The organism is Amycolatopsis vastitatis, assembly GCF_002234595.1.
Lineage (GTDB): Bacteria > Actinomycetota > Actinomycetes > Mycobacteriales > Pseudonocardiaceae > Amycolatopsis > Amycolatopsis vastitatis.
Map to the genome: position 1 here is coordinate 92,588 of NZ_NMUL01000058.1, position 23,581 is coordinate 116,168.

Annotated in this window: 26 protein-coding genes; 13 read left to right on the plus strand and 13 right to left on the minus strand. The window is 72.2% G+C overall.

The window, feature by feature from the left end; genetic code table 11:
- Positions 1–217 precede the first annotated feature (217 nt).
- Both CF165_RS42020 and CF165_RS51915 read left to right on the plus strand, forming a co-directional pair.
- Positions 218–1,498 carry a GGDEF domain-containing protein gene (locus CF165_RS42020; RefSeq protein ID WP_240522049.1) on the plus strand — a complete coding sequence of 427 codons (1,281 nt, stop codon included), beginning with the start codon at positions 218–220 and terminating at the stop codon, positions 1,496–1,498.
- Positions 1,499–1,566: 68 nt separating this feature from the next.
- Positions 1,567–1,707, plus strand: a complete 141-nt coding sequence (locus CF165_RS51915) for a hypothetical protein (RefSeq protein WP_167441732.1) — start codon at positions 1,567–1,569, stop codon at positions 1,705–1,707.
- A 69-nt stretch (positions 1,708–1,776) separates the two neighbouring features.
- Here the strand turns inward: CF165_RS51915 and CF165_RS53560 are convergent, their stop codons facing one another.
- Together CF165_RS53560 and CF165_RS42025 are read right to left on the minus strand one after the other, a co-directional pair.
- Entirely contained in the window at positions 1,777–1,902 is a 126-nt protein-coding gene (locus CF165_RS53560; protein WP_276209766.1) for a hypothetical protein, read from the minus strand.
- Positions 1,903–1,985: 83 nt separating this feature from the next.
- The gene (locus tag CF165_RS42025) at positions 1,986–3,128 is read right to left on the minus strand and encodes a glycosyltransferase (RefSeq protein ID WP_093953164.1); all 1,143 of its coding nucleotides are present in this window, start codon (positions 3,126–3,128) and stop codon (positions 1,986–1,988) included.
- Between the two features lie 172 nt (positions 3,129–3,300).
- Here CF165_RS42025 and CF165_RS42030 point away from each other — a divergent pair, with 172 nt between their 5' ends.
- Positions 3,301–4,131: an NBR1-Ig-like domain-containing protein gene (locus CF165_RS42030; RefSeq protein WP_093953165.1), complete on the plus strand. Its 831-nt coding sequence runs from the start codon at positions 3,301–3,303 to the stop codon at positions 4,129–4,131.
- A gap of 47 nt (positions 4,132–4,178) precedes the next feature.
- On the opposite strand, the gene CF165_RS42035 is transcribed toward CF165_RS42030, so the two are convergent.
- Positions 4,179–4,619, minus strand: a complete 441-nt coding sequence (locus CF165_RS42035) for a hypothetical protein (RefSeq protein WP_093953166.1) — start codon at positions 4,617–4,619, stop codon at positions 4,179–4,181.
- A gap of 210 nt (positions 4,620–4,829) precedes the next feature.
- Here CF165_RS42035 and CF165_RS42040 point away from each other — a divergent pair, with 210 nt between their 5' ends.
- Complete coding sequence (locus CF165_RS42040) at positions 4,830–5,585, plus strand: ZIP family metal transporter (RefSeq protein ID WP_093953167.1); 756 nt, start codon at positions 4,830–4,832, stop codon at positions 5,583–5,585.
- Here the strand turns inward: CF165_RS42040 and CF165_RS42045 are convergent.
- Together CF165_RS42045 and CF165_RS42050 are read right to left on the minus strand one after the other, a co-directional pair.
- Positions 5,563–5,889 (minus strand): hypothetical protein, encoded by a 327-nt coding sequence (locus CF165_RS42045; RefSeq protein ID WP_093953168.1) that lies wholly within the window; start codon positions 5,887–5,889, stop codon positions 5,563–5,565. The genes CF165_RS42040 and CF165_RS42045 overlap by 23 nt on opposite strands.
- 11 nt (positions 5,890–5,900) lie before the next feature.
- Positions 5,901–6,512 carry an SRPBCC family protein gene (locus tag CF165_RS42050; protein ID WP_093953169.1) on the minus strand — a complete coding sequence of 204 codons (612 nt, stop codon included), beginning with the start codon at positions 6,510–6,512 and terminating at the stop codon, positions 5,901–5,903.
- 92 nt (positions 6,513–6,604) lie between these two features.
- Here CF165_RS42050 and CF165_RS42055 point away from each other — a divergent pair, with 92 nt between their 5' ends.
- Positions 6,605–7,240: a TetR/AcrR family transcriptional regulator gene (locus CF165_RS42055; RefSeq protein WP_093953170.1), complete on the plus strand. Its 636-nt coding sequence runs from the start codon at positions 6,605–6,607 to the stop codon at positions 7,238–7,240.
- Between the two features lie 3 nt (positions 7,241–7,243).
- Here CF165_RS42055 and CF165_RS42060 read toward each other — a convergent pair whose 3' ends face one another.
- Positions 7,244–8,101 (minus strand): S1 family peptidase, encoded by an 858-nt coding sequence (locus CF165_RS42060; protein ID WP_240522050.1) that lies wholly within the window; start codon positions 8,099–8,101, stop codon positions 7,244–7,246.
- A 50-nt stretch (positions 8,102–8,151) separates the two neighbouring features.
- On the minus strand, positions 8,152–9,102 hold the full coding sequence (locus CF165_RS42065; RefSeq protein WP_093953171.1) for an SDR family NAD(P)-dependent oxidoreductase: 951 nt from the start codon (positions 9,100–9,102) through the stop codon (positions 8,152–8,154).
- 57 nt (positions 9,103–9,159) lie between these two features.
- Here CF165_RS42065 and CF165_RS42070 point away from each other — a divergent pair, with 57 nt between their 5' ends.
- Complete coding sequence (locus tag CF165_RS42070) at positions 9,160–9,564, plus strand: MerR family transcriptional regulator (RefSeq protein ID WP_093953172.1); 405 nt, start codon at positions 9,160–9,162, stop codon at positions 9,562–9,564.
- Between the two features lie 43 nt (positions 9,565–9,607).
- On the opposite strand, the gene CF165_RS42075 is transcribed toward CF165_RS42070, so the two are convergent.
- Both CF165_RS42075 and CF165_RS42080 read right to left on the minus strand, forming a co-directional pair.
- Positions 9,608–9,787: a hypothetical protein gene (locus CF165_RS42075; protein WP_093953173.1), complete on the minus strand. Its 180-nt coding sequence runs from the start codon at positions 9,785–9,787 to the stop codon at positions 9,608–9,610.
- 46 nt (positions 9,788–9,833) lie between these two features.
- Complete coding sequence (locus CF165_RS42080; protein WP_093953174.1) at positions 9,834–10,346, minus strand: MarR family winged helix-turn-helix transcriptional regulator; 513 nt, start codon at positions 10,344–10,346, stop codon at positions 9,834–9,836.
- A gap of 83 nt (positions 10,347–10,429) precedes the next feature.
- Here CF165_RS42080 and CF165_RS42085 point away from each other — a divergent pair, with 83 nt between their 5' ends.
- Positions 10,430–11,044 carry a GTP cyclohydrolase II gene (locus tag CF165_RS42085; RefSeq protein WP_093953175.1) on the plus strand — a complete coding sequence of 205 codons (615 nt, stop codon included), beginning with the start codon at positions 10,430–10,432 and terminating at the stop codon, positions 11,042–11,044.
- Positions 11,045–11,156: 112 nt separating this feature from the next.
- Here CF165_RS42085 and CF165_RS42090 read toward each other — a convergent pair whose 3' ends face one another.
- The 4 genes from CF165_RS42090 to CF165_RS42100 all read right to left on the minus strand — a co-directional run bounded on the left by CF165_RS42090 (position 11,157) and on the right by CF165_RS42100 (position 16,279).
- The gene (locus CF165_RS42090; RefSeq protein WP_093953176.1) at positions 11,157–11,501 is read right to left on the minus strand and encodes a hypothetical protein; all 345 of its coding nucleotides are present in this window, start codon (positions 11,499–11,501) and stop codon (positions 11,157–11,159) included.
- 116 nt (positions 11,502–11,617) lie between these two features.
- The gene (locus tag CF165_RS42095; protein WP_093953177.1) at positions 11,618–14,758 is read right to left on the minus strand and encodes a family 43 glycosylhydrolase; all 3,141 of its coding nucleotides are present in this window, start codon (positions 14,756–14,758) and stop codon (positions 11,618–11,620) included.
- 203 nt (positions 14,759–14,961) lie between these two features.
- Entirely contained in the window at positions 14,962–15,138 is a 177-nt protein-coding gene (locus CF165_RS51450; protein WP_158226911.1) for a hypothetical protein, read from the minus strand.
- Positions 15,139–15,253: 115 nt separating this feature from the next.
- On the minus strand, positions 15,254–16,279 hold the full coding sequence (locus tag CF165_RS42100) for a hypothetical protein (RefSeq protein WP_093953178.1): 1,026 nt from the start codon (positions 16,277–16,279) through the stop codon (positions 15,254–15,256).
- Between the two features lie 210 nt (positions 16,280–16,489).
- Between CF165_RS42100 and CF165_RS42105 the strand changes: the two genes are divergently transcribed.
- The 6 genes from CF165_RS42105 to CF165_RS42130 form a co-directional block, all read left to right on the plus strand.
- Positions 16,490–17,284 carry a hypothetical protein gene (locus CF165_RS42105; protein ID WP_093953196.1) on the plus strand — a complete coding sequence of 265 codons (795 nt, stop codon included), beginning with the start codon at positions 16,490–16,492 and terminating at the stop codon, positions 17,282–17,284.
- A 45-nt stretch (positions 17,285–17,329) separates the two neighbouring features.
- Positions 17,330–18,646 carry an alpha/beta hydrolase gene (locus CF165_RS42110; RefSeq protein ID WP_093953179.1) on the plus strand — a complete coding sequence of 439 codons (1,317 nt, stop codon included), beginning with the start codon at positions 17,330–17,332 and terminating at the stop codon, positions 18,644–18,646.
- A 69-nt stretch (positions 18,647–18,715) separates the two neighbouring features.
- Positions 18,716–19,591, plus strand: coding sequence for an LLM class F420-dependent oxidoreductase (locus CF165_RS42115; RefSeq protein ID WP_093953180.1), 876 nt, complete (start codon positions 18,716–18,718; stop codon positions 19,589–19,591).
- Between the two features lie 149 nt (positions 19,592–19,740).
- Entirely contained in the window at positions 19,741–21,144 is a 1,404-nt protein-coding gene (locus tag CF165_RS42120) for an SdrD B-like domain-containing protein (RefSeq protein ID WP_093953181.1), read from the plus strand.
- A 296-nt stretch (positions 21,145–21,440) separates the two neighbouring features.
- Positions 21,441–22,754, plus strand: a complete 1,314-nt coding sequence (locus tag CF165_RS42125; RefSeq protein WP_240522051.1) for a hypothetical protein — start codon at positions 21,441–21,443, stop codon at positions 22,752–22,754.
- 177 nt (positions 22,755–22,931) lie between these two features.
- Positions 22,932–23,581: GTP pyrophosphokinase (locus tag CF165_RS42130; RefSeq protein WP_093953183.1), on the plus strand; the 650-nt coding region annotated here is incomplete at its 3' end.

Genomic DNA, 23,581 nt, shown 5'->3' on the forward strand with positions numbered 1-23,581 from the left:
GTGCGTCGGGGCGTGGGGGATCGGTCGTGGGGTTTCACCAGCCCTTGTCGCTCATCGGCTCGCCTTTCCGTGCGGTTCGTCCCGTGCGGGATCCCGCAAATGGTCTCAGCCGTCCGGTCGGGTCGCGCTGTGGGGAATCGGCTGACATCGAGCCGCAACGCGACTACCGTGGGCTACTGGGGGTTATCGGCGCGGAGCAGGGCGGGGAGGCGCTGCGATGAGCGGAGAGGACATCACCCACGCGGGCTGGGCACCGGTGCGGTGGAAGCTGTGGTCGTTGCCCGGGCGGGTGCGGTTCCTCGTCCTGGGCGTCATCCTGGTGGCGTTCGGCGTGCTGGTGCTCGCCGCCCGGACGGCGCCGACGGACCGGCAGTGGGTGACGGCCGGCTGGCTCGTCGCGGCGGCATTGCCGCACCTGCACGCGTCGCACCTCATCGAACGGCGGCGCCGCGACCGGTCGGGTACGCCCTACGTCGACCTCTGCAGCGTCTGGATCTTCGCCGGCGTCATCGCCTTGCCGCTGGTGCTCGAAGTCGCGCTGGTGGCCGCGATCTATGGCCACCGCTGGCTGCTGGTCAACCGGTTCGACGCGGTCCGGCCGCCGCACCGCACGGTGTTCACCGCCGCGACGCTCGCGCTGGCCGCCACCGCCGCGGCCGCCGTGCTGCGGGCGACCGGGGCGCACGAGCACCTCGCGCAGCTCGGCGCCGGCGTCCGGCCGGGCTGGGCCGATCTGGCGGCCGTGGTCACCGCGGCCGCGGTGCAGTGGGCGGTCAACACCGCGCTCGTCGGCACGGTCATCGCCTGGACCGTCACCGTCGAGCACCGCCGGCGGCTGCTGGGCAGCGCCTCGGACAACCTGCTGGAGGTCAGCCAGCTGGCGCTCGGCGTCTTCGTGGCGCTCGCGCTGCTGTGGTGGCCGCCCGCGGCGCTGCTGATGATCATCCCGACGTTCGCGCTGCACCAGTGCGTCCAGCTCGACCAGCTGAAGCTGGCCGCCCGCACGGACCACCGAACCGGGCTGCTGAACGCGAAGGCCTGGGGCGAACAGGCCGAGCACGCGCTCGAGCGCGCCCGCGCGACCCGGCAGCGGGTGGGCGTGCTGATGATCGACCTCGACTGGTTCAAGCGCATCAACGACACCCACGGCCACCCGGTCGGCGACGACGTCCTCGCCGCGGTGGCCACCGTCCTGACCCGGGCCGTCCGGCGCGGTGACACGGTCGGCCGGTACGGCGGCGAGGAGTTCGCCGTCCTGCTGCCCGACGTCGACGAAGCCGAAGTCCGCGCCATCGCCGAGCGGATCCGGCTCCGGATCCGCGCGTTGCGCGTCTCCACGCCCACGGGCGAGCCGGTGACGTTGTCGGCGACGATCGGCGCGGCCCTGCACCCGGTGGTGCCGGCGGCCGATCTCGACGGGGTGATCCGGGCGGCCGACGACGCGCTGTACGCGGGCAAGAAAGCGGGCCGCGACCGGGTGGCCCTCGCCGCTCTCTGACGAGTCCCGTGCCGGGCGAATCGGCGGGACCGACGTTTGCCCGCTCCCGGGGCGGGCATCTCCTGGCCATGGCTGAAGCGGGAATCACCGAGATGTCGGGCCGGGCCGGGGTCGTCGCGGGGCTGCGGCGCGTCCTGCTGGCGTTCGGGGTGGGCGGCGCGCTGGCGTGCGTCGCCTGGATGGCGTTGTGGCTGGCCATGCACGTCTGACTGCCCGCGCCCGGCGGTCTTCCGGGCTGACGCGGGTGCCGGCCGGGAGCCCGGCCGGCACCCGGGAGATCACTGGCAGGCTTCGCAGTCCGGGTCGTCGATGCGGCAGGCGGCCCCGTCGGTGAGCGGGAAGTCGAAGTCCTCCAGCTCGGGCACGGCGGTGGCGGTTTCGGCCGGGGTGGTCGTAGCGGACATGGCACTCCCTCGAGGACGGACGGTTTCTACCCGTGTGTAGCGCCGAAGATCGACGGGCATTCCGTGACGCGCGCCACACTCGGTCAAGTGAGCCCCTCGAGATCGGCGACGAAATCGGTGATCGGCCGCAGTTCGCCGATGCGGCGCCGTAAACCCCGCGCGGCCGACCGGTACGAAGGCTCGCCGAGGACACGGGAGACGGCGTCGGCCAGCCGTTCCGGCGTGAGCCCGGCCGCGTCGACCCGGAACCCGGCGCCCAGTTCCCGGACGCGCCCGGCGTTCGCCGGCTGGTCGGCGAACAACGGCACCGCCACCATCGGCACCCCGGCCGACAACGCCTCGCGCACGCCGCTGAATCCCGCGTGTGTCAGGAAAACGTCGCTCGCGGCGAGCAACGCGCGTTGCGGCACGAAGCCCGCCAGCTCGACGTTTTCCGGGCGGGGACCGGTCCACGACGCCACGGCCTCGTCGCTGCCGAGCGCGACGACGGCCCGCACCCCCAGCGCGCCGAGTGCTTCCACCGTGATCGCCAACAGCTCGGAGTCCGGCGCCAGCAGGGAAGGCACGTTCGAGCCGAAGGCGGCCAGCACGACCGGCCCGGCTTCGGCGGGAGCCACGGCGGGTTCGGGGACGCGGTGGTACCGGTGCCCCGGTGTGCGCAGTTCGGCCGGGTACCACGGCTCCGGCAGCAGACCGGCGGTCAGCGTGGCCGTCACCGAGCCGGACGGCGGCAGCCCGAAGCCGCCGCGCAGGACGTCCAGCCGAGCGCCCAGGTCCGGCACCAGCCGGGGAAGCAGCGGCGCGATGTCGACCACCGCGGAGGGCACGCCGAGGACCTCGGCGGCCAGGTACCCGCCGTACTCGTTGGTCTCCCGCACGATCACGTCGGGGTGCCACGCGGCGTCGACGACGTTCGCGGCGAACTCCGCGGTCATCGTGTCGTTGAACAGGGGCACGGCCAGTGGCCCGGTCACCTCCGGCCGCCAGTGCCGGAGCTTCGAGAGGAGCGACCGGTCCAGCAGGTCCGGCCGCCGCCCCAGTTCCCCGGGGGCCAGGGCGTCCGGCAGCACCACGACCGGGACCCCGAGCCGCTCGACGTCGTCCGCGACCGCCGCCCCGGTGGCGATCGCGACCTCGTGCCCCGCTTCCCGCGCCGCCCGCGCCAGCGGCACCAGCACGGGCATCAGGTGCGACCGGATCGGCAGCCCGGTCAGCAGAACCCGCATCGCACCCCCCTGATCCGCTGCGGCCCAGCGTAGCCGGGTAACTGGCGGCCGAAGGGGCGGAATCCGCTGCCCCTCGGGACTGCGCAGCGGCCCCCGGCCGGGTGATCTTCCGGGCGGCGAGGGCGCCGAAGCTGCGTTACCGTCGCGATCGGGTCTCGGGGGAAGGCAGGAGATGACGATCGACCACGCGGGCGGCCCGGTGCGCAAGCGGGGGCGCCGGGCCCGCCGGCCCGACCCGGACGGCGGCCCGGTCGCGGAGTTCGCGCACGCGCTGCTGGTGCTCAAGGAGGCGGCGGGCGACCCGTCCTACGACCGGATGCGCACCGAATTCGGGGCGGTGGCGTCGAAGTCGGCGCTGGCGGCCGCCGCGCGCGGGCTGCAGCTGCCCAGCTGGGAAACCACCTGGGAGTTCGTGCGGCCCCTCGCTGTCACCGTGCTCGGCCGGGAGGAGGAAGAGACCCGGCGCGAGTGGCGGGCCCGCTGGAACGCGGCCCGGCAGGACGGCGACGGCGGCGGGACGGCCGGACCGGAAGGTGCGCGGCACGGGTGGCTGCTGGTCGCCGCGGTCGTCGTCGCGGTGGCGGCGGGCGTCGTGGTCGCCGTGAACGTGCCGCGTGCCCGAAGCGGCGGGGAACCGTCGCTGCCGATCGAAGGCGACGCCTCAAGCCTGGTCGCCGACGTCACCTACCCCGACGGCAGCCGGGTCGCCGTGAACCAGCGGTTCGTCAAGACGTGGCGGCTGCGCAACGCCGGCACGGTCGCCTGGCACGGCCGGTTCCTGCAGCGCCTGCCCCCGCTCGACGGCCTGGACGTCTGCCACACCGATCCGCGCGTGCCGCTGCCGGACGCCGGGCCCGGCGCGGAGGTGACGGTCAGCGTGCCGGTCCAGGCCCGCGGCACGCCGGGACCCTGCCAGGTGTTCTGGAAGATGGTCGACTCCGGCGGGCGGTTCTACCTGCCGCAGTCGAGCGGCATCTACTTCCAGGTCGACGTGACCGGCTGAGCCCCGGCCCCACGCGAGCGCGCGGGGCCGGGGGCGTGGTCACCGGCTCAGATGAAGTAGTCGACGTTGGCGACGAGGCTGGTGCCCATGCCCTTCACCCGGACCTCGAGGTTCGACGCGCTGTTGGCGGGCCACTTGACGGTCCCGACCCCCGACTGCCCGCACCCGATGCCCTGCCAGGCGTCGGGGTGGGCCGCCTTGCCCATCCGGGCCTCGACGCACGCGGCCTGGTTGGTGCCCGACTGCGTGTTCCACTCCACCCGCAGCTTCCCGTGCCAGCCGCTCGCCGGGCTGGTGTAGGAGCAGTGCTTGGACACCGGGCCCCACTTGGCCACCGCGCCGGTGGCCGTGCCGGAGCACAGGGAGAAGGTGCTGAGCGTCTCGGCGCCGGCCTGGCCGGCCGTCAGGCCCGATGACAAGGCCGTCAGCGCGACGGCCGTCCCGATGACGGCGGCGACCCGGGCCGGCTTGCTGCTCTTGGTGCGCATGGGAATGTCCGTTTCCTTTCTCGACGACCGGCGGTCTCTCGCCGGTGCCACCGGAGCCTGGCGGCGCGGCGGGAGACGGCACAAGGAGGGGAATGTCCGGGGAATGTCTTCGCACATCAGGACAATGTTTCGCGGCCCGGAGGTGTCCCCGTCGGCGTCCGTGGGTAGTCCCTTCCCGGACGATCACGTGCCGGCGGAAAGGTGGCTCTCGTGCCGCAATGGGCAGAGGCGGGGCTGTGGGGCCTGGTCGGCGGGATCGCGCTGGTCCTCGGCGCCGCGGTCGCGTGGTGGGTGCGCGTGTCCCGCCGGGTCGTCGCGGGGATCATGGCCTTCGGGGCCGGCGTGCTGATCTCCGCGCTGGCCTTCGACCTGGTCGACGAGGCCCAGCACGCCGGCGGGCTGGTGCCGACCGCGGGCGGTTTCCTCGGCGGCGCGGCCGTCTACGTCGCCATCAACGTGCTGCTGGCCCGGCGGGGTGCCCGGCACCGCAAGCGCTCCGGCGGCCAGCAACCGTCCGAACAGGACACCGCGGGCAGCGGGGCCGCCATCGCCGTCGGCGCCCTGCTCGACGGGATCCCGGAATCGGTCGTGCTCGGCGTGTCGCTGCTCGGCGGCGGGGGAGTCGGGATCACGGTGCTGGCGGCGGTGTTCATCTCGAACGTCCCGGAAGGACTCTCCAGCGCCGCGGGCATGAAGGCAGCCGGGCGAAGTGCCCGGTACGTCTTCGGGGTGTGGAGCGGCATCGCGGTCGTCAGCGGGGCCGCGGCCCTCTTCGGCAACCTCCTGCTGCGGACGGCGTCCCCGGCGACGGTCGCCGCGATCACGGCGGTGGCCGCGGGGGCGATCCTGGCCATGATCGCCGACACCATGATCCCCGAGGCGTTCGAACGCACCGAGCTCTACACCGGCCTGCTCGCCACCATCGGCTTCCTGACGGCGTTCGTCATCGGGCACGCCGGCGGCTGACCACCGCGGCGACCGCGAGCCCGGCCGCGGCGAAGAGCGCGGTGGCGGCAGGACTCAGGTACTTCGACAGGCTGGGCGCGCTGCCCGGCCCGGAGATCCACAGCGTCAGCAGCACGGCGTACACCGCCGCGAGGGCGCCGGCCCACCAGCGCAGGCGGCGCTCGCGCCGGGAGCCGATCAGGACGACGGCGATGGGAAGGCCGGCCAGCAGAGCGAACTGGCCGACAACCATGAGGGGGACAGCCCAGGCCGCGACGAGGACGGTCTTCGAGGTCCGGCCGGAGGGGCGGATGGTGGTGGTCATCGTCTTCTCCTTCACCGGCCGCAGGCGCGGGCTTCGGCGGTGGTCTTGAGATCGGCGAGCCAGGCGTCGAGGCCGCCACCCAGGTAGCGGAGGGCGGTGGCCGCGTCGGCCTCGATCTGCTCGCCGGTCCAGCTCTCCTCGGTGGCGACGAGGACGCCGTCCCGCACCGGGGTGAAGGTCCAGACGTGTACCCCGCGGTCGATGCGCAGCCCGTCGCCGACCGCCGGCCCGGTCCACCGGACGCACCGGCCGGGCTGGACCTGTCCGACGGTGGAGGTGATGACCAGCGTGGTTCCCGGGGTGGTGGGCGTGGCGGGGGCCGGGGTGGTCCACCGGAACCGCGAGCCCGGGCGCAGTGGCCCGGGGTCGAGCCGCTGCGCGCTGGTGACGGCCGGCTGCCACGACGGCCAGTCCGCCACGTCGGTGTGCAGCTTCCAGACCGTGCTCGGCGGGGCCTTGACCAGCGCCTGGGTCCGGTAGTGGAGCTGGGCCGCGGGGTCGATGCCCGCGCCGTGGCACGTCACCGGCGCCGGGGCGGCGGCCTGGGCCGGCGCCGCAAAACCGGCGAGCCCGGCGGCGAGGGGAAGGGCGAGGAGCGCGGTGCGCAGCCGGAGGGCGGTCATGGTTCTCTCCGTTCGTAAGTGGCTATCGTGTTGGTTAGAAGCTATAACCACGACGGTGTGAGTGTCAATAGGAAAAGTGATAACCTCTAACGGTGAACGAGAGCCCGCGAGAGCGCTACCGAGCCCAGGTGCGTGCGGAGATCAAGCGTCACGCGTGGGAGCAGATCGCCGCGGCGGGCGTGCCGGCGCTGTCGCTCAACGCGATCGCCAAGCAGGTGGGCATGAGCGGTCCCGCGCTGTACCGGTACTTCGCGAGCCGGGACGAGCTGATCACCGCGCTGATCCGCGACGCCTACCGCAGCCTCGCGGACACCGTCCGGGCCGCCTCCGGCGCGGGTGCCGGCCTGGCCGGCCTCGCCCACGTCATCCGGGACTGGGCGCGCAGCGACCCGCAGCGGTACTTCCTCGTCTACGGCACGCCCGTCCCCGGCTATCAGGCCCCGGCCGACACGACCGCGATCTCGTCCGAGGTGATGGCGGTGCTGGTCGACGCCTGCGCCGCGCCCGCGGACGGCGAGCCGCCGACGCCGTTCGACGTGCACCTCGAAGACCACCGCGAGTGGGCGGGCGACCGGCCCGCCACGGCCGCGGCCCTGCACCGCGCGCTGTCCTTCTGGACGCGCCTGCACGGCGTGCTCTCCCTCGAGCTGGCCGGCCACTTCACCGGCATGAAGTTCGACCCTGACCTGCTGATCGACGAAGAAGTGGCCGCACTGCGGACGCGGTGAGCGTCACCCGGTCTGTTCGCGGATCCAATCCGCCACGACGTCGACGCGGGCGATCGTCTCGGCGCCGGGCTGGGGGCACGGCGGGCCGGTGTTGACGATGGCCACCAGCGTCCCGCTGTGGTCGTCGTCGGAAAGGAAGAACGGGCCACCCGAGTCCTGCGGGCACGGGCCGTTCTCTACCGTGCGCGTGCCCACCGGCTGGGCTTCCAGGGTCACCCGGTCGACGCCCGACACCCGGAAATGCCCGCGTTTGAGGTGGTCCGACGGACCGAGCACGGTCGCCGAGTGCGAACCCCAGCCGGCGAACTGGAGCTGTTCGCCGACCGAGGGCCGCGTCTCGGACAGCTTCACCGGGGCGATGCCGGTCACCGGGCTGCTGAGCTTCACCACGGCCAGGTCGTTGACCGGCGACTGCCGGACGTCCACGACCTCGGCCGTGTGCCCGCCGGGATCGCTGTCCTTCAGCCGGCCGACGGTCACCGTCATCGTGTACGGCGACCGGCCGCCGACCCGGACGTCGTGCACGTCGTGGAAGCAGTGCCCGGCGGTGACGACCCACTGCGGTGCCACCAGCGAGCCGCTGCAGGCGCCGCTGCGCACACCACCGCCGAGGACGGGAATGTCCTCCGAGGTCAGCTTCGCGTTGAAGGGCAGGATCGGGTTCGGCGCTTCTCGCGTGGTCACGGGCGCCGGGGCGGCGGTGTCCGGCAGGCTGTGCCCGGTCGTCGACGCGGCCAGGACGGGTCCCCCGGCCGTCGCGCCGGTCGCGGTATGGGCGAAGGCGAGGCCGGCCCCGGCCAGTGCCGCGATCCCCGTCGCCCGCAGCCGGAAGAGCCGCCGTCGTTCCGAAATGGTCCTCACACCTTAAAGCACGGATGAGGACCCCGAATGGTTGCGCGATCCGGCTCTTCTCACACGCGGAAGGCGTCCACACCGGTCAGCCGGGCCGAAAGCGCCCAAAGCCGCGCGGCTTCGCCGGGGTCGACGGCGTGTTCGCGGACCCCGGAGACCATCGCGGAGCTCTCGGTCGGCTCGGCGACGTCGCAGTCCTCGCAGTACAGCCCGCCCAGGCCCGCGAGCTGTGTGGAAGCCGCCGCCCAGACCTGGGTCGCCGCGCCCTGCGCCGGAGTCTTGAACGTGGGGTCGGCGGGACTGCCGTCCGCGTCGACCCACCCGCGGCCGGCCATTTCGGCGTGCGTGAGGTGCCGCTGCAGGGGTGTGAGGATCGCGCCGGGGTGCACCGAGAACGCGCGGATCCCGGACGCCCGGCCCAGCGCGTCGAGGTGGACGGCGAACAGGGCGTTGGCCGTTTTCGCCTGGGCGTAGGCGAGCCAGCGGTCGTAGCCCCGTTCGAACTGCGGGTCGGCCCAGCGGATCCCGGAAAGCTGGTGGCCCGCCGACGACACGGTCACGATCCGCGCGCCCGGCCTAATGGCCGGCCAGAGCAGGTTGACCAGGGCGTGGTGCCCCAGGTGGTTGACCGCGAAGTGGGCCTCCCAGCCCGGGCCGACCCGGGTTTCCGGGCAGGCCATGATCCCGGCGTTGCCGATGACGATGTCGATCCCGCGGCCCGACGCGAGGAACCCTTCGGCGAAACGGCGGACGCTGCCGAGGTCGGCCAGGTCGAGCTCGGCGACCTCGGCCGTGCCGCCCATCGCTCGACGGGCTTCGGCGGGACGCCGGGCCGGGACGATCACGTGGGCCCCGGCGGCGGCGAGGGCGCGGGTGGTTTCGGCGCCCAGGCCGGAATACCCGCCGGTGACGAGGGCGAGCCTGCCGGTGAGGTCGGTGCCGTGCAGGACTTCCGCCGCCGTGGTGCGGTGGCCGAAGCCGGAGCCGATCTTGTGCTGCTGCGTGTTCATGGCGGCCAAGCTAGGAGCTGGACCGCGGTCTAGGTCAACTGATCTAGCATCGCTTTCGTGGAGCTGGGAATCGGGCAGGTGGCCGAGCGCACCGGGATGAGCGTGCACGCGCTGCGGCTGTACGAGCGGGAAGGCCTGATGGCGGGCCCGGTCCGCCGCGACGCCGGCGGCCGTCGCGTGTACACCGAGTGGGACGTCGAATGGCTGCTGTACTGCACGAAGTTCCGCGCGTCGGGCATGCCGCTGGCCACGATCCGGAAGTTCGCGGACCTGGTGCGCCGGGGGCCGGGCACCGAACCCGAGCGGCTGGAGCTGCTGAAGGAACACCAGGAGCAGGTCGTCGCGCGGATCGCGGAACTGAACGAGTGCCTCGACGTGATCTCGGACAAGGTGCGGGTCTACGGCGAGCACGTCGCCCGGGGCGGCGCGGGCGATCTCTGGACCCACCCGGCGGCGACCTGACCCTCGATCCCTTGTGGACAGCCGTTGCCGGGAGGCGGGTTCGTCAGTCCTCCGGCGGCCGCCGGTCGCGCTCGTCGTCGCGCTTGGCGGACCACTTGCGCAGCAGCTCGTCCCAGTTCTCCCGGTACCGCGTGAACCACGCATAGCCCAGGAACGCGGCCAGTCCCGCCAAGAGCACCAGGTAGACGACCAGGGCGGCGGGACTCGAAGCGATCGCGCCCATGGCGGACCTCCGGTACCCGATCGAGGATCGTGCCGATCCCCCGAGTTTACCGGGGGCCGCCGGGGCGATCAGGGCGTTCTCCGGCGCAGCCGCCGTCGTCTCCGTCCGTCAGCATGCGGCGGTTCGCCTCGCCGAGCCCGTCGGCCAGCGCGCTCAGCTGGTCCGGGGTGAGGACGTCGATCAGGAGTTCGCGCACCAGGGCGACGTGCCCGGGCGCGGCGCGCTCCAGCAGGGCCATGCCTTCGTCGGTGAGGCCGGCGTAGACGGCGCGAGGATCGCTCTCGCACGCGCGGCGGCGCACCAGCCCGGCCTGCTCCAGCTGGCCGATCTGGTAGGTCAGCCCGCTCTTGGAGTTCGACACCGCGCAGGCCAGCTCGGCCATCCGCAGCTCGCGGTCCGGGGCGCCGGACAGCCGGGCCAGGATCACGTACTGCAGGTGGGAGATCCTCCAGTCCTGCTTGAGCTGCTGGTCCAGCCGCCGGTTGAGCAGCTCGTAGGTGCCGAGGAACGCGTTCCAGGCGCGCTTCTCCTCGGCGTTCAGCCACCGCGGACGACCCATGTCACAACCGTACCTGTTGTTCAAATTCGAACTCAAGGGGTACGGTCGCTCTAGGTTCAAATTTGAACGAGACAGGAGCCGCCATGATCCCCGCCGCCACCGTCCGCACCCGGGTGCGGGTCCCGCTGCGTTTCGCCGACGGCTACTCGGCGACGGCGGAAGTCGTGACCTTCGACGGCCTGGCCGACGGCGGCGAGCACCTGGCCCTGGTCTTCGGCGATCCCGCGACCCCGCTCGTGCGGATGCACTCCGAGTGCCTGACCGGGGACGTGTTCGGCTCCGCCCGCTGCGACTGCGGGCCCCAGCTGCGCGAGGCCGTCCAGCGCATCGACAGCGCCGGCGGCGTGCTGCTCTACCTGCGTCAGGAGGGCCGTGGCATCGGGCTGTACGCCAAGCTGGACGCCTACGCCCTGCAGGACGCGGGTCTCGACACCTATCAGGCGAACACCGCGCTCGGCCTGCCCGAGGACGCCCGCGACTACACCGCCGCCGCCCAGATGCTCACCGCGCTGGGCATCGCCGAGGTCGACCTGCTCACCAACAACCCGGACAAGGTCCGGCAGCTGCGTGAGCGGGGCATCACGGTGGCCGAGACGGTGCCCACCGGCGTGCACGCCAACCCCGACAACCTCCGTTACCTGCGCGCCAAGGTGCGGCACACGAGCCACACCCTGACCCTGCCCGAGCTGGCCGGATAGGCGCCTCAGCGTCGTGAGGCGGCGGTGGCCAGCTGCTCGGTGATCTCCTCGAGCAGCTCGGTGGCCGCGTCGCCGAGCGCGGCGAGGTCGGCCAGGGTCGTGCCGTCGATCGTCACAGGCACAGTTCCTCCTCCAGGGCGTCGTGGCGGGCGACGACGGCTTCGGCGAACGCGGTGTGGACGCGGAGGTACTCGTCGCGGCCGACGGCCGTGTCGGCCCATTCGTGCCAGCGGATGTGCGCCTCGGCGACGCCGACCTTCGCGGCGGCCGCCACCGTGGCGGGGGACGTGCCGGCGAGGATCGCGTGGTGCATGAGGGACGGCGAGGAGCGCCGGGCGAGCTCGGCCAGCGCGGTGAGGCGGGCGAGCTCCGCGAGCGTGTCGGACGTGACCGGACGGCGTCGCGGCCGGGGGACCGGACGCGAGTTCTCGAGGCCGTCGGTCAGGACACTGGTCATCAAACGACTCCTGGGGCGGACGCGGTTGAAGCAACCCGAACGGCGGACGTTTACCCCGGCCCAGCCGGGGTAAACGCCGTCGCTCGTGATCTCCGTCTCACCAGGTCGAGTGACTCTCAGCTGATGCGGACACCCCCGCAGTGCCACGGGATCCGCTGCGGCCGCACGCTTTCCAGGGTCGGGACGACCGGGGCGATCGTGCCGTCGCGGCGGAACGTCAGCTTGTCGATCGTCGTCTCGCGGTGGGTGCCGTCGCCGCCCGGGATGCCGAAACGGTGGTAGGCCAGGTACCAGTCGTCGGTACCCGGGACCTGCAGCATCGAGCTGTGGCCGGTGCCGAGGACGCCGAGGTGGGCGTCCTTGCTCAGGATCACGCCGTGGTTGGTGAACGGCCCGGCCGGGCTCGGCGCCGTGGCGTACCCGACGCGGTAGTCCTCGCTGCGGGTGTCGTCGATCGACCAGCTCAGGTAGTAGGTGCCCTTCCGCTCGACCATGAACAGCCCCTCGCGGAAGTCGGTCAGGCCATCCAGGCGGGTGATCTTCGCCGGGTCGTAGGAGACCATGTCGTCGTTCAGCGGGACGACGTAGGCGTTGCCGTTGCCCCAGTACAGGTACGGCTTTCCGGTGTGGTCGATGAACACCGCCGGGTCGATCGCCTGCCCGCCGTCGGGGTTCTTCGCGATCAGCGGCTTGCCGGAGTCGACGAACGGGCCGGTCGGCGAGTCGCTCACCGCGACGCCGATCTTGGCCTCGGCGCAGAAGTAGAAGTAGTACTTCCCGTTGCGCTTGGCGATCGTCGGCGCCCAGGCGTTCTTGTCCGCCCAGCCGACGTCCTTGCCCAGGTCGAGGATGACGCCCTCGTCCTTCCAGTCCACGAGGTTCTTCGACGACCACGCCGAGAACTTCGTGCCGCTCCAGCCGTCGAAGCCGTCCGTGGTCGGGTACAGGTAGTACGTGTCGCCGAACGCGACGATGTTCGGGTCGGCGTTGTACCCCGGCAGCACCGGGCTGTGCACCTCGTGCGCCTCGACCGTCCACACGCGACGGTCGCCGCCGGCGCCGGTGACGGTGAACTTCTTCGGCGAGCCGAGGTTCACCGGCTTGCCGTTGTCCGGCTTGATGGTCGCGCCCGGCGCCAGGCCGAACTTCGGCGCGAGCCGGCGCAGGTCGGTGCCCGGCTTGACCGGCAGCACGACGGTCCCGGCGCCGGAGTCGATGACGGCGGGCGTCTTGAGCGAGTCGAGCTCCACCGACCGGATCGCGGTGCTGTTCGACGGCAGCGTGGCGACCTCGAGCCCGGACAGCGCGCGGTTGTAGAGCCGCACGTCCTTCATCTTGCCGGTCAGGGTCTTGTCGCTCGCGTACACGGACCGGCCGAGGTAGTTCGCCGCCGTGACGCCGCCGCCGAGGTCCGACGGCTTGATGGTGGCGTTCGCGTTGCGGGCGACCTCGACGCCGTCCAAGTACAGCACCTCGACGCCGTTGCCGACCGTGAGCGTGACGTTCTTCCACACCCCCCGTGGCAGCCCGCCGGCGCCTGCGGCCTGCTCGGTGGTCCAGTTCCCGGTCGCGATGGCGCCACGGAACCCGCCGCTCGCCGTGCCGCCGGTGGTGAACAGGTAGCCGTTGCCGGTGCCGTCCTTCGCCGTGTTGCCCAGGCCCCACAGGAAGTACGGCGTCTGCTGGCTCGGGTCGACCAGCACGTCGGCCGACACGGTGGCCGCGCCGGCCCCGGTGAGCAGGTTGTTCGGCAGCTGGACGTGCCCGTTCTTGCCGCCGAAGGCCAGCGCGCCGCCGGCCCAGGAGACGTCACCGGCGAGGGCGCCGTCGTAGCCGTGGCCGGTGGTGTCCGCCGCGACCGTGCCCGACTTCGCGTCGAGCGGCCAGTGCGCGACCAGGCCGTTCGAGTCGGCCTTCACCGGTGCCGGGGGAGCGCTGAGCCGGTTCATCTCGGCCTGGGTGACCGGCAGGACGGTGCCGTGCCGCGGCGACGCGGGCAGGTGCGCGCCGGCCGACATCGTCCACTTGCCGGAGTTCAGGTCGGTGGTCTCGAACGGGACGTAGCCGCGACCGCCGAACTCGTCGATGAACAGGTACCACTTGTTCTCGGTGTTGGACTTGAACCCGGTCGGCCCTTCGCCCGCGGAAAGGCCGGGGCTGGTCGCCGTCGCCTTGCCGATGCAGTCGGCGACGAAGCCGTAGTGCGGGTCGAGCAGGTCGATGGCCTTCTCTTCGGTGATGAACTTGCTGCACGGCGTCGACGAGGTGTTGTTGCGCTCGTCCTTGGTGAACCGGTAGTAGGTGTCCTGGTTCTTGATCACCGTGGAGTCGATCACCGAGTAACCCGGGTCGATCCAGACCTGCGGCGCGCTGAAGGTGACGAAGTCGCGCGTGGTCGCGTACATCATGCGGTTGTAGCTGTCGCCGGTGTGGTCCGGGTCGTTCTCCGCGTAGAGCTTCGACGCCCAGTAGACGACGTACGTCCCGCGCTTGGCGTCCCAGAACGCTTCCGGCGCCCACGTGTTGCCCGCGGTCGGCGGGGACACCTGGACGCTGCGCTGGCGCGACCAGTGCGCCAGGTCGGTGGATTCCCAGACCATGATCGACCGGCTGCCCGTGCGCTGGGCGGCGTCCCAGCCGCGGCCGGCGTAGATCCGCAGGTCGGTGGCCAGCAGGTAGAACTTGTCGCCGTCGGGGGAGCGGAGGATGAACGGGTCGCGCACGCCCATTTCGCCGAGGCTCGACTTGAGCACCGGCTGCCCGTTGTTGAGCTCGCTCCAGTTCAGCGGGTCGTTGCCGCGGCTCAGCGCCGAGTAGATCTGCTCGCCGTTGGACGTGCCTTCGCCGGTGAAGTAGAAGAAGCTGTAGCCGGCCAGCGGTTCCTGGACCGGCTTCGGGACCACGGTGGCGGTGAACCGCCGGGTGGTGCTTTCGCGGCCGAGGCTGACCTTCGCGGTCAGGACGACCTTCGCGGGCGCGGCGCCGGTCGCCGGCCGGATGACCTCCCCGGTCGGGGTGATCACGGCGGGAGCGGACGACGTCCAGGTGACGCTCGTGCCGTCCGAGCCGCTCGTCGGCAGCGTGAGGTTGCCGCGCACGTCGTCGATGTCGGGGACGGAAAGCGTGTTCGCGGCGGCGCGGACTCCCGCGCCGGCGTCGGGGCCCGGCGCCGCACCGGCGCCGGTACTGCCGAGGGGGACGAGTGCGGCCGCGACGGCCAGCACGACGCCGAAACGGCGCGGGGAGAACAACCTCATCGTTGTCGGTTCCTTCGGAGCGCGTCGGGGACCAGCGCATGTTAACGTTAACACGCTGCGCAGTAGCTGACCTTAAAGTCCCCGTGTCCGGTGGTCAAGCCCCGGAAGGAGGGCGCGGCCGCGAGCCCGGGGGAACCGAGGGCACCCGGGCCCGCACCGACGGCCGTGCCGGTGTCTCCTGTGGACGGACGATCGCCGCCGGGTCAACGCGGCGTGGTCGAGGCGGTCGCCGTGGTGCGGCTCGCCTGTTCGGCTTGCTTGCGCTGGATCGCTTCCTGGGCTCGCTGCAGCTTGTCGTGCCAGGCTCCTGAGTCGTTCATCATGGTGTGCTCCGAGGGACCGGATGTGGTGGTGCCGTGGCCGCCGGGAACCCGCGTCACGGCCGGAGGACGCGACCCGGGGGAGGGGAAGTCCGGATTCCGGCGTCGCGGAAGAGAAGTACCCACGCTTTCCGCCGGTCAACCGGGTCCGGTGTGCTCCACCAGGGTGACAAGGTCAGCTCGCGGAGAGGCCGGCGTCGAGCAGCCGCCGGGCGATTTCGTCTCGCGGGTAAGGCGTCCGGCGGCTCTCGCCGTGCAGCGCGAAGTAGAAGCCGTTGACGACGGTGGCCACCGGGGCGTAGCGGCGGAGGAGCGCGGCCGCCCGTGGAGGCAGCTCCGGCACCTCGCGTCCCGCCGCGCATTCGCGGACGAAGTCGTTGCGGACGCTGGGATGGGGCCAACCGCCGCGGCCGCGGTCGGTCAGGTGGGTGACGATCCAGTTGACCAGCTCGGTCACGACGTAGCTCCGGTCGTGGCCGGCGTGGTCGGCGAGGAACTGCGCTTCGGCGTCCGAGAGGTCGAACCGCGACGACACAGTGAGCCCGAAGTCGGTGAGGTAGAGCCGTTCGCCGTCGGTGACGACGTTGCGGAAGTGCGCGTCGAAGTGCTGGACGCCCTGCTCGCCCAGGAAACCCGTGATGGCACGGAGGTCCTCGTCGACCCACCCGAGCGTGCCGGGGGTGCTCAGCCACTCGGCGAGGCTCCAGTGACGGTGTTCGAGGAAGAGCACGAGGTCGGTCGAAGACGCGGCGAGCGCTTCGAGGCGGCGCCGCACGCCGGGGTCGCCGTGCCAGAACGCGACGTCCCGCTCGAGCTCCGCCCGGCCCGGTGGTTCGCGGCGCCGCCCGGGCAGGACGCGCCAGTGGTGCAGGAGCAGGAAGTTCTCGCACTGTCCTGTGTGGACCCATCGGCTCGCCGTGCGGTGGGCTGCCAGCTCACGCCAGGCACCCCCGCCCGCCGAGCCGACGCCGTAGTGGGACCAGGGTGGCAGGCCGTAGAGGTCGGCGGTCGAGTGCTCGTGCCGCAGCTCGACGTCGGTGAGGGCGACCCGCTTGACGAACACGGGCTCGCCCGCCACCCGCAGCAGCCAGGTCGACCCGCCGATCCCGCTGCCCAGGGGCCGTGCCGGCGCGAGGAGGTCGTCGCCGGCCTCCGCCAGCGCCGCCGAGACGCGCTCGTGGCGGGCGATCCGGTCGTTCACACCTGCACCGTACCTACGAGGAGGGCTCGCCGCTGCCATCCGATGAATTCTTGACGAACCAGGGTGGCGACGCGGCGACCATTGACACAGATCGCCTTCGGCTTTACTTTCGACACGCAAGACATCGGATGTCCAGCCCGGATTGCCGGGTCCGTCCGCCGACCGATGTGCACCCCTGCCGAACTCGTCGTCAGGAAGGACACACCGACGATGCCGGAATTCCCCCGCAGGACCCTCCTGCGTTCCCTCGCCGTCTCCGCACTCGCCGTCCCGGTCGTGCTGGGCGTGGCCGTGCCCGCCCAGGCCGCCCCGCTCTGGCACCCCGACCCCGCCTCCGACGGCCTGAAGGCCTTCGAAGGCATCGAGGCCGACCGCGGCAACCACCACCCCGACCGCAAGTACGTCGTCGTCGAAGGCGACCACTACCGCTTCAACATCTGGAAGGACGACCGCGACACCACCGGCGGCGGCGACCGCCAGCGCACCGAGACGAAAGGCATGGTGCAGAACGGCACCACGCTGAAGATGCACAACGGCGAGACCTGGACGATCTCCTACGAGATGTACATCCCGGCCTCGCTGCACGGCACCAGCAAGTTCACCCACATCTTCCAGACGAAGACGCCGTCGACCAACGGCGGCCCGTGGGTGACCCTGGACCTGACCCGCAGCGGGAGCAAGGAAATGCTCAACGCCCGTGCCTACGCCAACTCGGGCTCGCCGAGCATCGCGGCCACCGACCTCTCGCCGCTGCGGAACAAGTGGATCACCATCGAGTGGACGTTCACGCCGGGCTCGAAGGGCAAGGCCGCGTGCGTCATCCGCAACGGCACCGGTTCCGGCGCACCGGTCGCCGCGCAGGGCAGCATGACGAACGTGAACATCCCCGACCAGGGTGACTACGTCCGCCCGAAGTGGGGGATCTACCGCTCGGTCGAGAGCGCGTCGTCCGACATCCTCGACACCTATCTGCTGTTCCGGAACTACACGGCGGCCCGCAAGTAGCGCCGGAAGTGGCCGGGGCCGGTCGTCCGGGGTGACACTGGCCTCATGAAGGTCGTCGCCGGGCAGCGCGGTGCCTCCCGCCCGCCCGAGGAGTACCTGCCCGCGTCGCCGCCACCGCTGCGACGCGGGCCGGTGCTGGTCACGGCCGTTTTGGCGGCGCTCGGCGGCGCATTGGTCCCGGCGGCCGCGGTGCCCGCGCTCTGGCGGATCTGGCAGCTGTACGCGATGGCGTTCGGCGCGGTCGCCGCCGTCGAGCTGGTCGCCGTCGTCGTGGTGCTCGGGTGGCCGACGCGCAGGACGGCGCACTTCGGCGCGCTCGCGGCGGCCGCGGCGCTCGCGCTGTGGGCCGTAAGCCGTCCGCTCGGGCTGATGACGCGGTTCGACCCCTGGCAGCCGGCGGACACGGTCGCCGGCTTCACCGACTACGTCGCCGCCGGGCTGCAGGTCGTCGCCGTGCTCGGCTTCCTGGTCGTGGCGCGGCGCCGGGCGCACCCGCGGCCGTCCGCGCTCCGGCGTGCGTCCGCGTGGATCGTGCTGTTCCCGGTGCAGGTGACGGTGCTCGCCACCGGCGTGGCGGGCACGGTCGCGGCCGGCGACTCCAGCACCGGGCCCGTCGCTTCGACGCTGCTCGACAGCGTCACCGGCACCTTCGAGTACTGCCGTCCCGACGGCGTGCCGCTGGCGATGGACGTCCACCGCCGGTCGGCGGGCGGGCCGGCGGCGCCGGTGGTGCTCTTCCTGCACGGGGGCGGGCTGGTCTTCGGCAACCGCAAGCCCGCCGGCCCCGGGGCGCTGCTCGCCGGTCCGCGGTTCGGGCCGCTGCGGGACGAACTGGTGGCCCGCGGGTTCGCCGTCGCCTCGATCGACTTCCGCCTCGCGCCGGCCGCGCCGTGGCCGGCCCCGCTCACCGACGCCCGGTGCGCGGTCCGGTTCCTCAAGGCCAACGCGGCCGCGCTGGCCGTCGACCCGGCCCGGATCGCGGTGGCGGGCACCGGCACGGGCGGCACCCTGGCGGCGCTGCTCGGCGTCGCGCGCGGTCCGGACACCGGCCAGTACCCGGGGCAGGACAGCACGGTCCGGGCGGTGGCGGCACTGTCGGCCCCCGCGGACTTCGGCCTCACGGGCCTGGACCCGCTCACCCGCGCGTCGGTGCTGGTGGCGCTGGGTGGCTCGCCGTCGACGCTCCGCGAGGCGAGCCCGCTGACCTACGCCGGCCCGGGCGCGCCCCCGTTCCTCGTCGGCGACGGCGGCCGGAAGTCGGCCGAGCTCGCGGACCGCCTGCGCGCCGCCGGGGTCCCGGTGACCGAAGGGACGACGACCGACCGCGCGGTCGGGGAGTTCCTGGCCGCGGCCGTGCGCTGAGGACTTGCCCTGGAGTGCACTCCAGGTCCTACCGTGGCGGACACACCCACCACGTCAGGAGCATGCTTCATGGAACTCGGCTTCCACCTTCCCATCTTCGACATCGACGGGGGCCCCACCGCCATCGCCGGCGAGCTCGCCCGCGTCGGTGCCGCGGCGGAGGAGGCCGGCGCGACCTGGTTGTCCTTCATGGACCACTACTTCCAGATCGAGCCGACCGGTCTCCCCGCCGAGTCGCACATGCTGGAGGGCTACACGACCCTCGGCTACCTCGCCGCGCACACGTCCCGCCTCGACCTCGGCCTCCTCGTCACGGGCGTGACCTACCGGCACCCGGGGCTGCTCGCGAAGATCGTCACCACGCTCGATGTCCTCTCCGGCGGCCGGGCCGTCCTCGGCATCGGCGCCGCCTGGTTCGAGCGTGAGCACCGGGGGATGGGCGTGCCGTTCCCGCCGGTCGCCGAGCGCTTCGAGCGGCTGGAGGAGACCCTGCGCGTCTGCGGGCAGATGTGGGACCCGGAGAACAACGGCCCGTTCGAGGGCAAGCACTACCAGCTGGCCGAAACGCTCTGCTCGCCGCAGCCGATCCACCGGCCGAAGGTGCTCATCGGCGGTGGCGGGGAACGCAAGACGCTGCGGCTCGTCGCGCAGTACGGCGACGCGTGCAACCTGTTCGGCTCGTCGCCCGACGACGTCGCGCACAAGCTGGACGTGCTGCGCCGCCACTGCGACGACGTCGGCCGCGACTACGACGCGATCCAGAAGACGATCCTGGCCAACAACCCGCGGCCGGCGCCGGACACCCGCGACGAGTTCGTCCGCGCCATGGCGGACTACGCGAAGCTCGGGGTGCGGACGGTGATCATCACGCCGACCACCGGTTCCCCGGCAGCGTGGATCGACGGCATGGCCCCGGCCGTGCCGCAGCTGGCCGACCTCGGCTGAGCCGGCCCGGGCGGTGCTGCTCGGGCAAAACGCTCGAGCCGCCCGCCCGGTTGCCTTCGCCCGTGACCGGAATGTTCCGCCGTGCGTGGTTGTCCGCGGTCGGCCTAACTTGGCCTGGACAACCGAAACAGGGGGAAGGAACCCGAAGCATGGGCAGATTCACCCGGTCGGCACGCGTCGCCTGCGTGCTGACCGCAGCTTTGACGATCACCGGCCTCGCCGCCGCACCCGCCTTCGCCGAAACCGGCCCGAACCTCAAGGTCACCGCGACCGTGCAGCAGGGCCGGTGGCTGCCGGGGGACGACATCCCGGTGGAGTTCACCGTCACCAACCTCGGTGACGCCACCGCGAACCACGTGTCGGGGGCGGCGTACACGGACTCCGGGCCGTACTTCTTGATCCCGGACGAGGAATGGGGCGACCTGCGCGTACCCGGGGGCACCTCGTTCGCGCCGGGGGAGAGCCGCACCTACCACCTGCACGGCAGCTTCAGCTCCCGTCCGGAAGGCACCCCGGAGGTGGAGTTCACCGCCTCCGGCGAGCTGGACACCGACGGGAGCGACAACTCGGTGCGGGTGACCGTGCCGCTCGTGCCGGCGGGCACCACCGACCGGATGGGCGGCCACCTCTACGGCGACCGCGACGGCGACGGGAAGCCGTCGCCGGGCGAAGACCTCGCCGGGGCGAAGGTCCACACCATCGGGATCGGCATGTCGCAGGAGGTGGTCACCACCACCGACGCCGCGGGCCGGTTCGCGTTCGAGGGGCTCCCGGTTTCGCGCGACTTCACGCTGTACTTCACGGACCTCCCCGACGGCTGGGTGCCCCCGTCGAGCGTCGGCCCGCTGCGGCTGGACGGCAGCGGCGCGAACACCGCGCTCGAGATCAAGGCGTCCCGGCCGCTCACCGACGTCCTGACCGAGACGATCACGCTCGACAAGGCGAGCTACGCGGTGGGCGCGACCGGCACGGCGACGGTCACCCTCACCAACACCGGGGCCAAGCCGCTGAGCGGCCTCTACGCGGGTTGTGATCCCGCCGGCAGCGGCCTCGAGCTGGACGTGCCGGAGGACCAGTGGGGCGCGTTCGGTCCGCTGCGCCACGCGGGCGAGCTGGCGCCGGGACAGCGGTTGGTGCTCAAGGTCTCGGGCAAGGTACCGGAGCGGGCGGCGTACTTCGGTCAGACGGGTCTCGGGTGCTACATCGACGGCAGTGGGTACGTCGGGGGCCCGTACGCGTACGCGCTCGCGAAGGTGCCGGGCAAGAAGGCCGATGCCAAGGGACAGGTCTGGACCGACAAGAACGGCAACGGGCGGCCGGACGCCGGCGAAGGCGTGGCGAAGGTCAAGGTCACGTTGAGTGAGGACGGTGTCCACGTGCTCTCGATGGCGCAGACCGACGCGAACGGCGTCGCGACGTTCCCGCAGGTCGGGGTCGGGGAGTACCGGCTCCGGCCGGTCGGGGCGTGGACGGCGAGCGGCGACACGAGCGTCTCGGTCGTGGCGTCGCCGTACGGCTACGGCGACTGGAGCCTGCAGGTGACCGCGCGCTGACGCGGTGCCGGACCGCCCCGGGGATTCGCCCGGGGCGGTTTCCGTTAACCCGGGGATTACTTCGCCTTTGGTAGGCATGAGCCGAACCGGCGGGCCGCCGGTTCGAGGTGCCACGCGCCCTTTTCCTTTCTGTCCACTGTGGACGTTCCGGGTTTTCCTTGCGCGGGGCGGTGAACCACTCCGGTCGCCGCGCCGTGTGCCGTGGTGAGGTGGCGACCGGAAAGGAGGGGCTGATGCCCCACACGCGCACGGCAGGACGACACCGCAAACCTGCGACAATCGGACTCGCAGCGCTGTTGGGAGTCGCGGGAGCGACCGCGACGGCGATCGCCTTGAGCAGCCCGGCCGGTAACGCGGCCACGGAGAGCTGCGGTGGTCTGGACACGGCGTTGCAGAACAATCTCACGTTCATCAAGGGCCAGCAGCTGGCACCGGACGCCCAGTCCGCGGCCCGGATAGCCAACCGCAAGGCGGTGGTCGACCAGATCGGCCAACGGCGCCAGGCGGCGGGCTGCGACAAGCAGGTCGCGGCGAACGCCGTGGCGGCCGAGTGCCTGGCGGTGGCCGGGGCGGCCGAGCAGGTCGCGGCGAAGGACGAGGCCGAGCAGAACGGCATGGCGAACGGCATGGCGAACGGCAAGGGCGCGGCCAAGCAGAAGGGCATGGCCGAGCAGAACGGCATGGCGGACGAGAACGGCATGGCCGCCCAGAACGGCATGGCCGACCAGCAGGGCATGGCGGACCAGAACGGCATGGCCGGCGAGAACGGGATGGCCGACCAGCAGGGCGCGGCGGCCAAGAAGCAGGCGGCCGCCGAAAACGGATCCGGCGCCCGGAACGGCAAGGCCCAGAAGAAGGACAAGGCCGCCGAGAAGGCCGCCGCCCAGAACTGTGCGGTGGTGCAGCAATGCGTGGCCCAGGCCGCCGGAGTGGCCGACGCCAACGGCATGGCGAAGCAGAACGGCAAGGCCGAAGAGAACGGCATGGCCGGGCAGCAGGGCATGGCGGACCAGAACGGCATGGCGGACCAGAACGGCATGGCGGACCAGAACGGCATGGCGAACGAGAACGGCATGGCCGATCAGAACGGCATGGCGAACGAGAACGGCATGGCGAACCAGCAGGGCGCCGCCGAGAACAACGGCATGGGTACCGCCAAGCAGGGCGCCAAGGCTGACGAGAACGGCATGGCCGATCAGAACGGCATGGCCAACGGCGTGGACGCGGCCAAGCAGAACGGCAAGGCCGCCGAGAACGGCATGGCGGACCAGCAGGGCGCCGCCGGGAACAACGGCATGGCCGGTCAGGCGGCCGCGGTCTCCGCGCAGCAGTGCGCGGCCATCCTCGACTGCGTTTCCCAGGCCGCCGCCGACCCCGCAGCGGCCGCTCAGCAGGGCATGGCCGCCGACGAGAACAAGGCCGACGAGAACAAGGCTGACCAGAACAAGGCTGACCAGAACAAGGCAGGCGAGAAGGCCAAGGCCAAGGGCAAGGCCGACGCCAAGGCGGATGCCGCGGACAACGCGGCCGCGGTCGCGGCCCGGTGTGTCGCCGCCTCGGCCGGGGCGGCTTCCACCGGGACGGCCGGCGCCGCCCCGAGCACCCGGTAGGCAGTGCCCGGCGTGCGGCTTCCCCGAGCGCACGTTCGCCGGCCGGCCCGGCCCCGTCGCCCTCACCGGCGGGGCCGGGCCGGCCGGTGCGGGAACTCCGGCCCGTCGCCGTCCGTTGACCGGGTGGAGCGCAGTACTCTGGTGCTCCGCAACGACCGACGACAGCACGAGGCTTCAGTGACCACCGACCCGGCGGCCCAGGACGCTTCCTTGCGTGAGGCGGCCGACGAGCTCGCCGTCGCCGGGCAGCTCCCGCGGTTCCTCCTGATGTACAAGTTCGCCATCGAAGAGCTGATGACGAAGCTGCGCATCCTCAGCGAGGAGTTCGACTTCGTCCACCGGCACGACCCGATCGAGCACATCACGAGCCGGGTGAAGCGGCCGGAGGCGATCAAGGAGAAGGTGCGCCGCCGCGGTCTCGGCGGTGACTGGGTGTCCGCGGCCGCCGCGCTCGACGACATCGCCGGCATCCGCGTGGTCTGCCCGTTCGTCTCCGACGTCTACGAGGTCGCCCGGATGCTCACCGCGCAGGACGACGTGGAGCTGCTGCGCACCAAGGACTACATCGACGGCCCGAAGGCCAACGGCTACCGCAGCCTGCACCTCATCGTGCGCATCCCGGTGTTCCTGTCCGACCGGGTGGAGAAGGTCAAGGTGGAGATCCAGCTCCGCACCATCGCCATGGACTTCTGGGCGGCGGTGGAGCACAAGCTGTCCTACAAGTACCCCGACAGCGTCCCGAACGACTTCGCCGGCGAACTCGCGGCGGCGGCCCGGACGGCCGCGGACCTCGACGCCCGGATGGCCGCGCTGCACGAACGCATCCG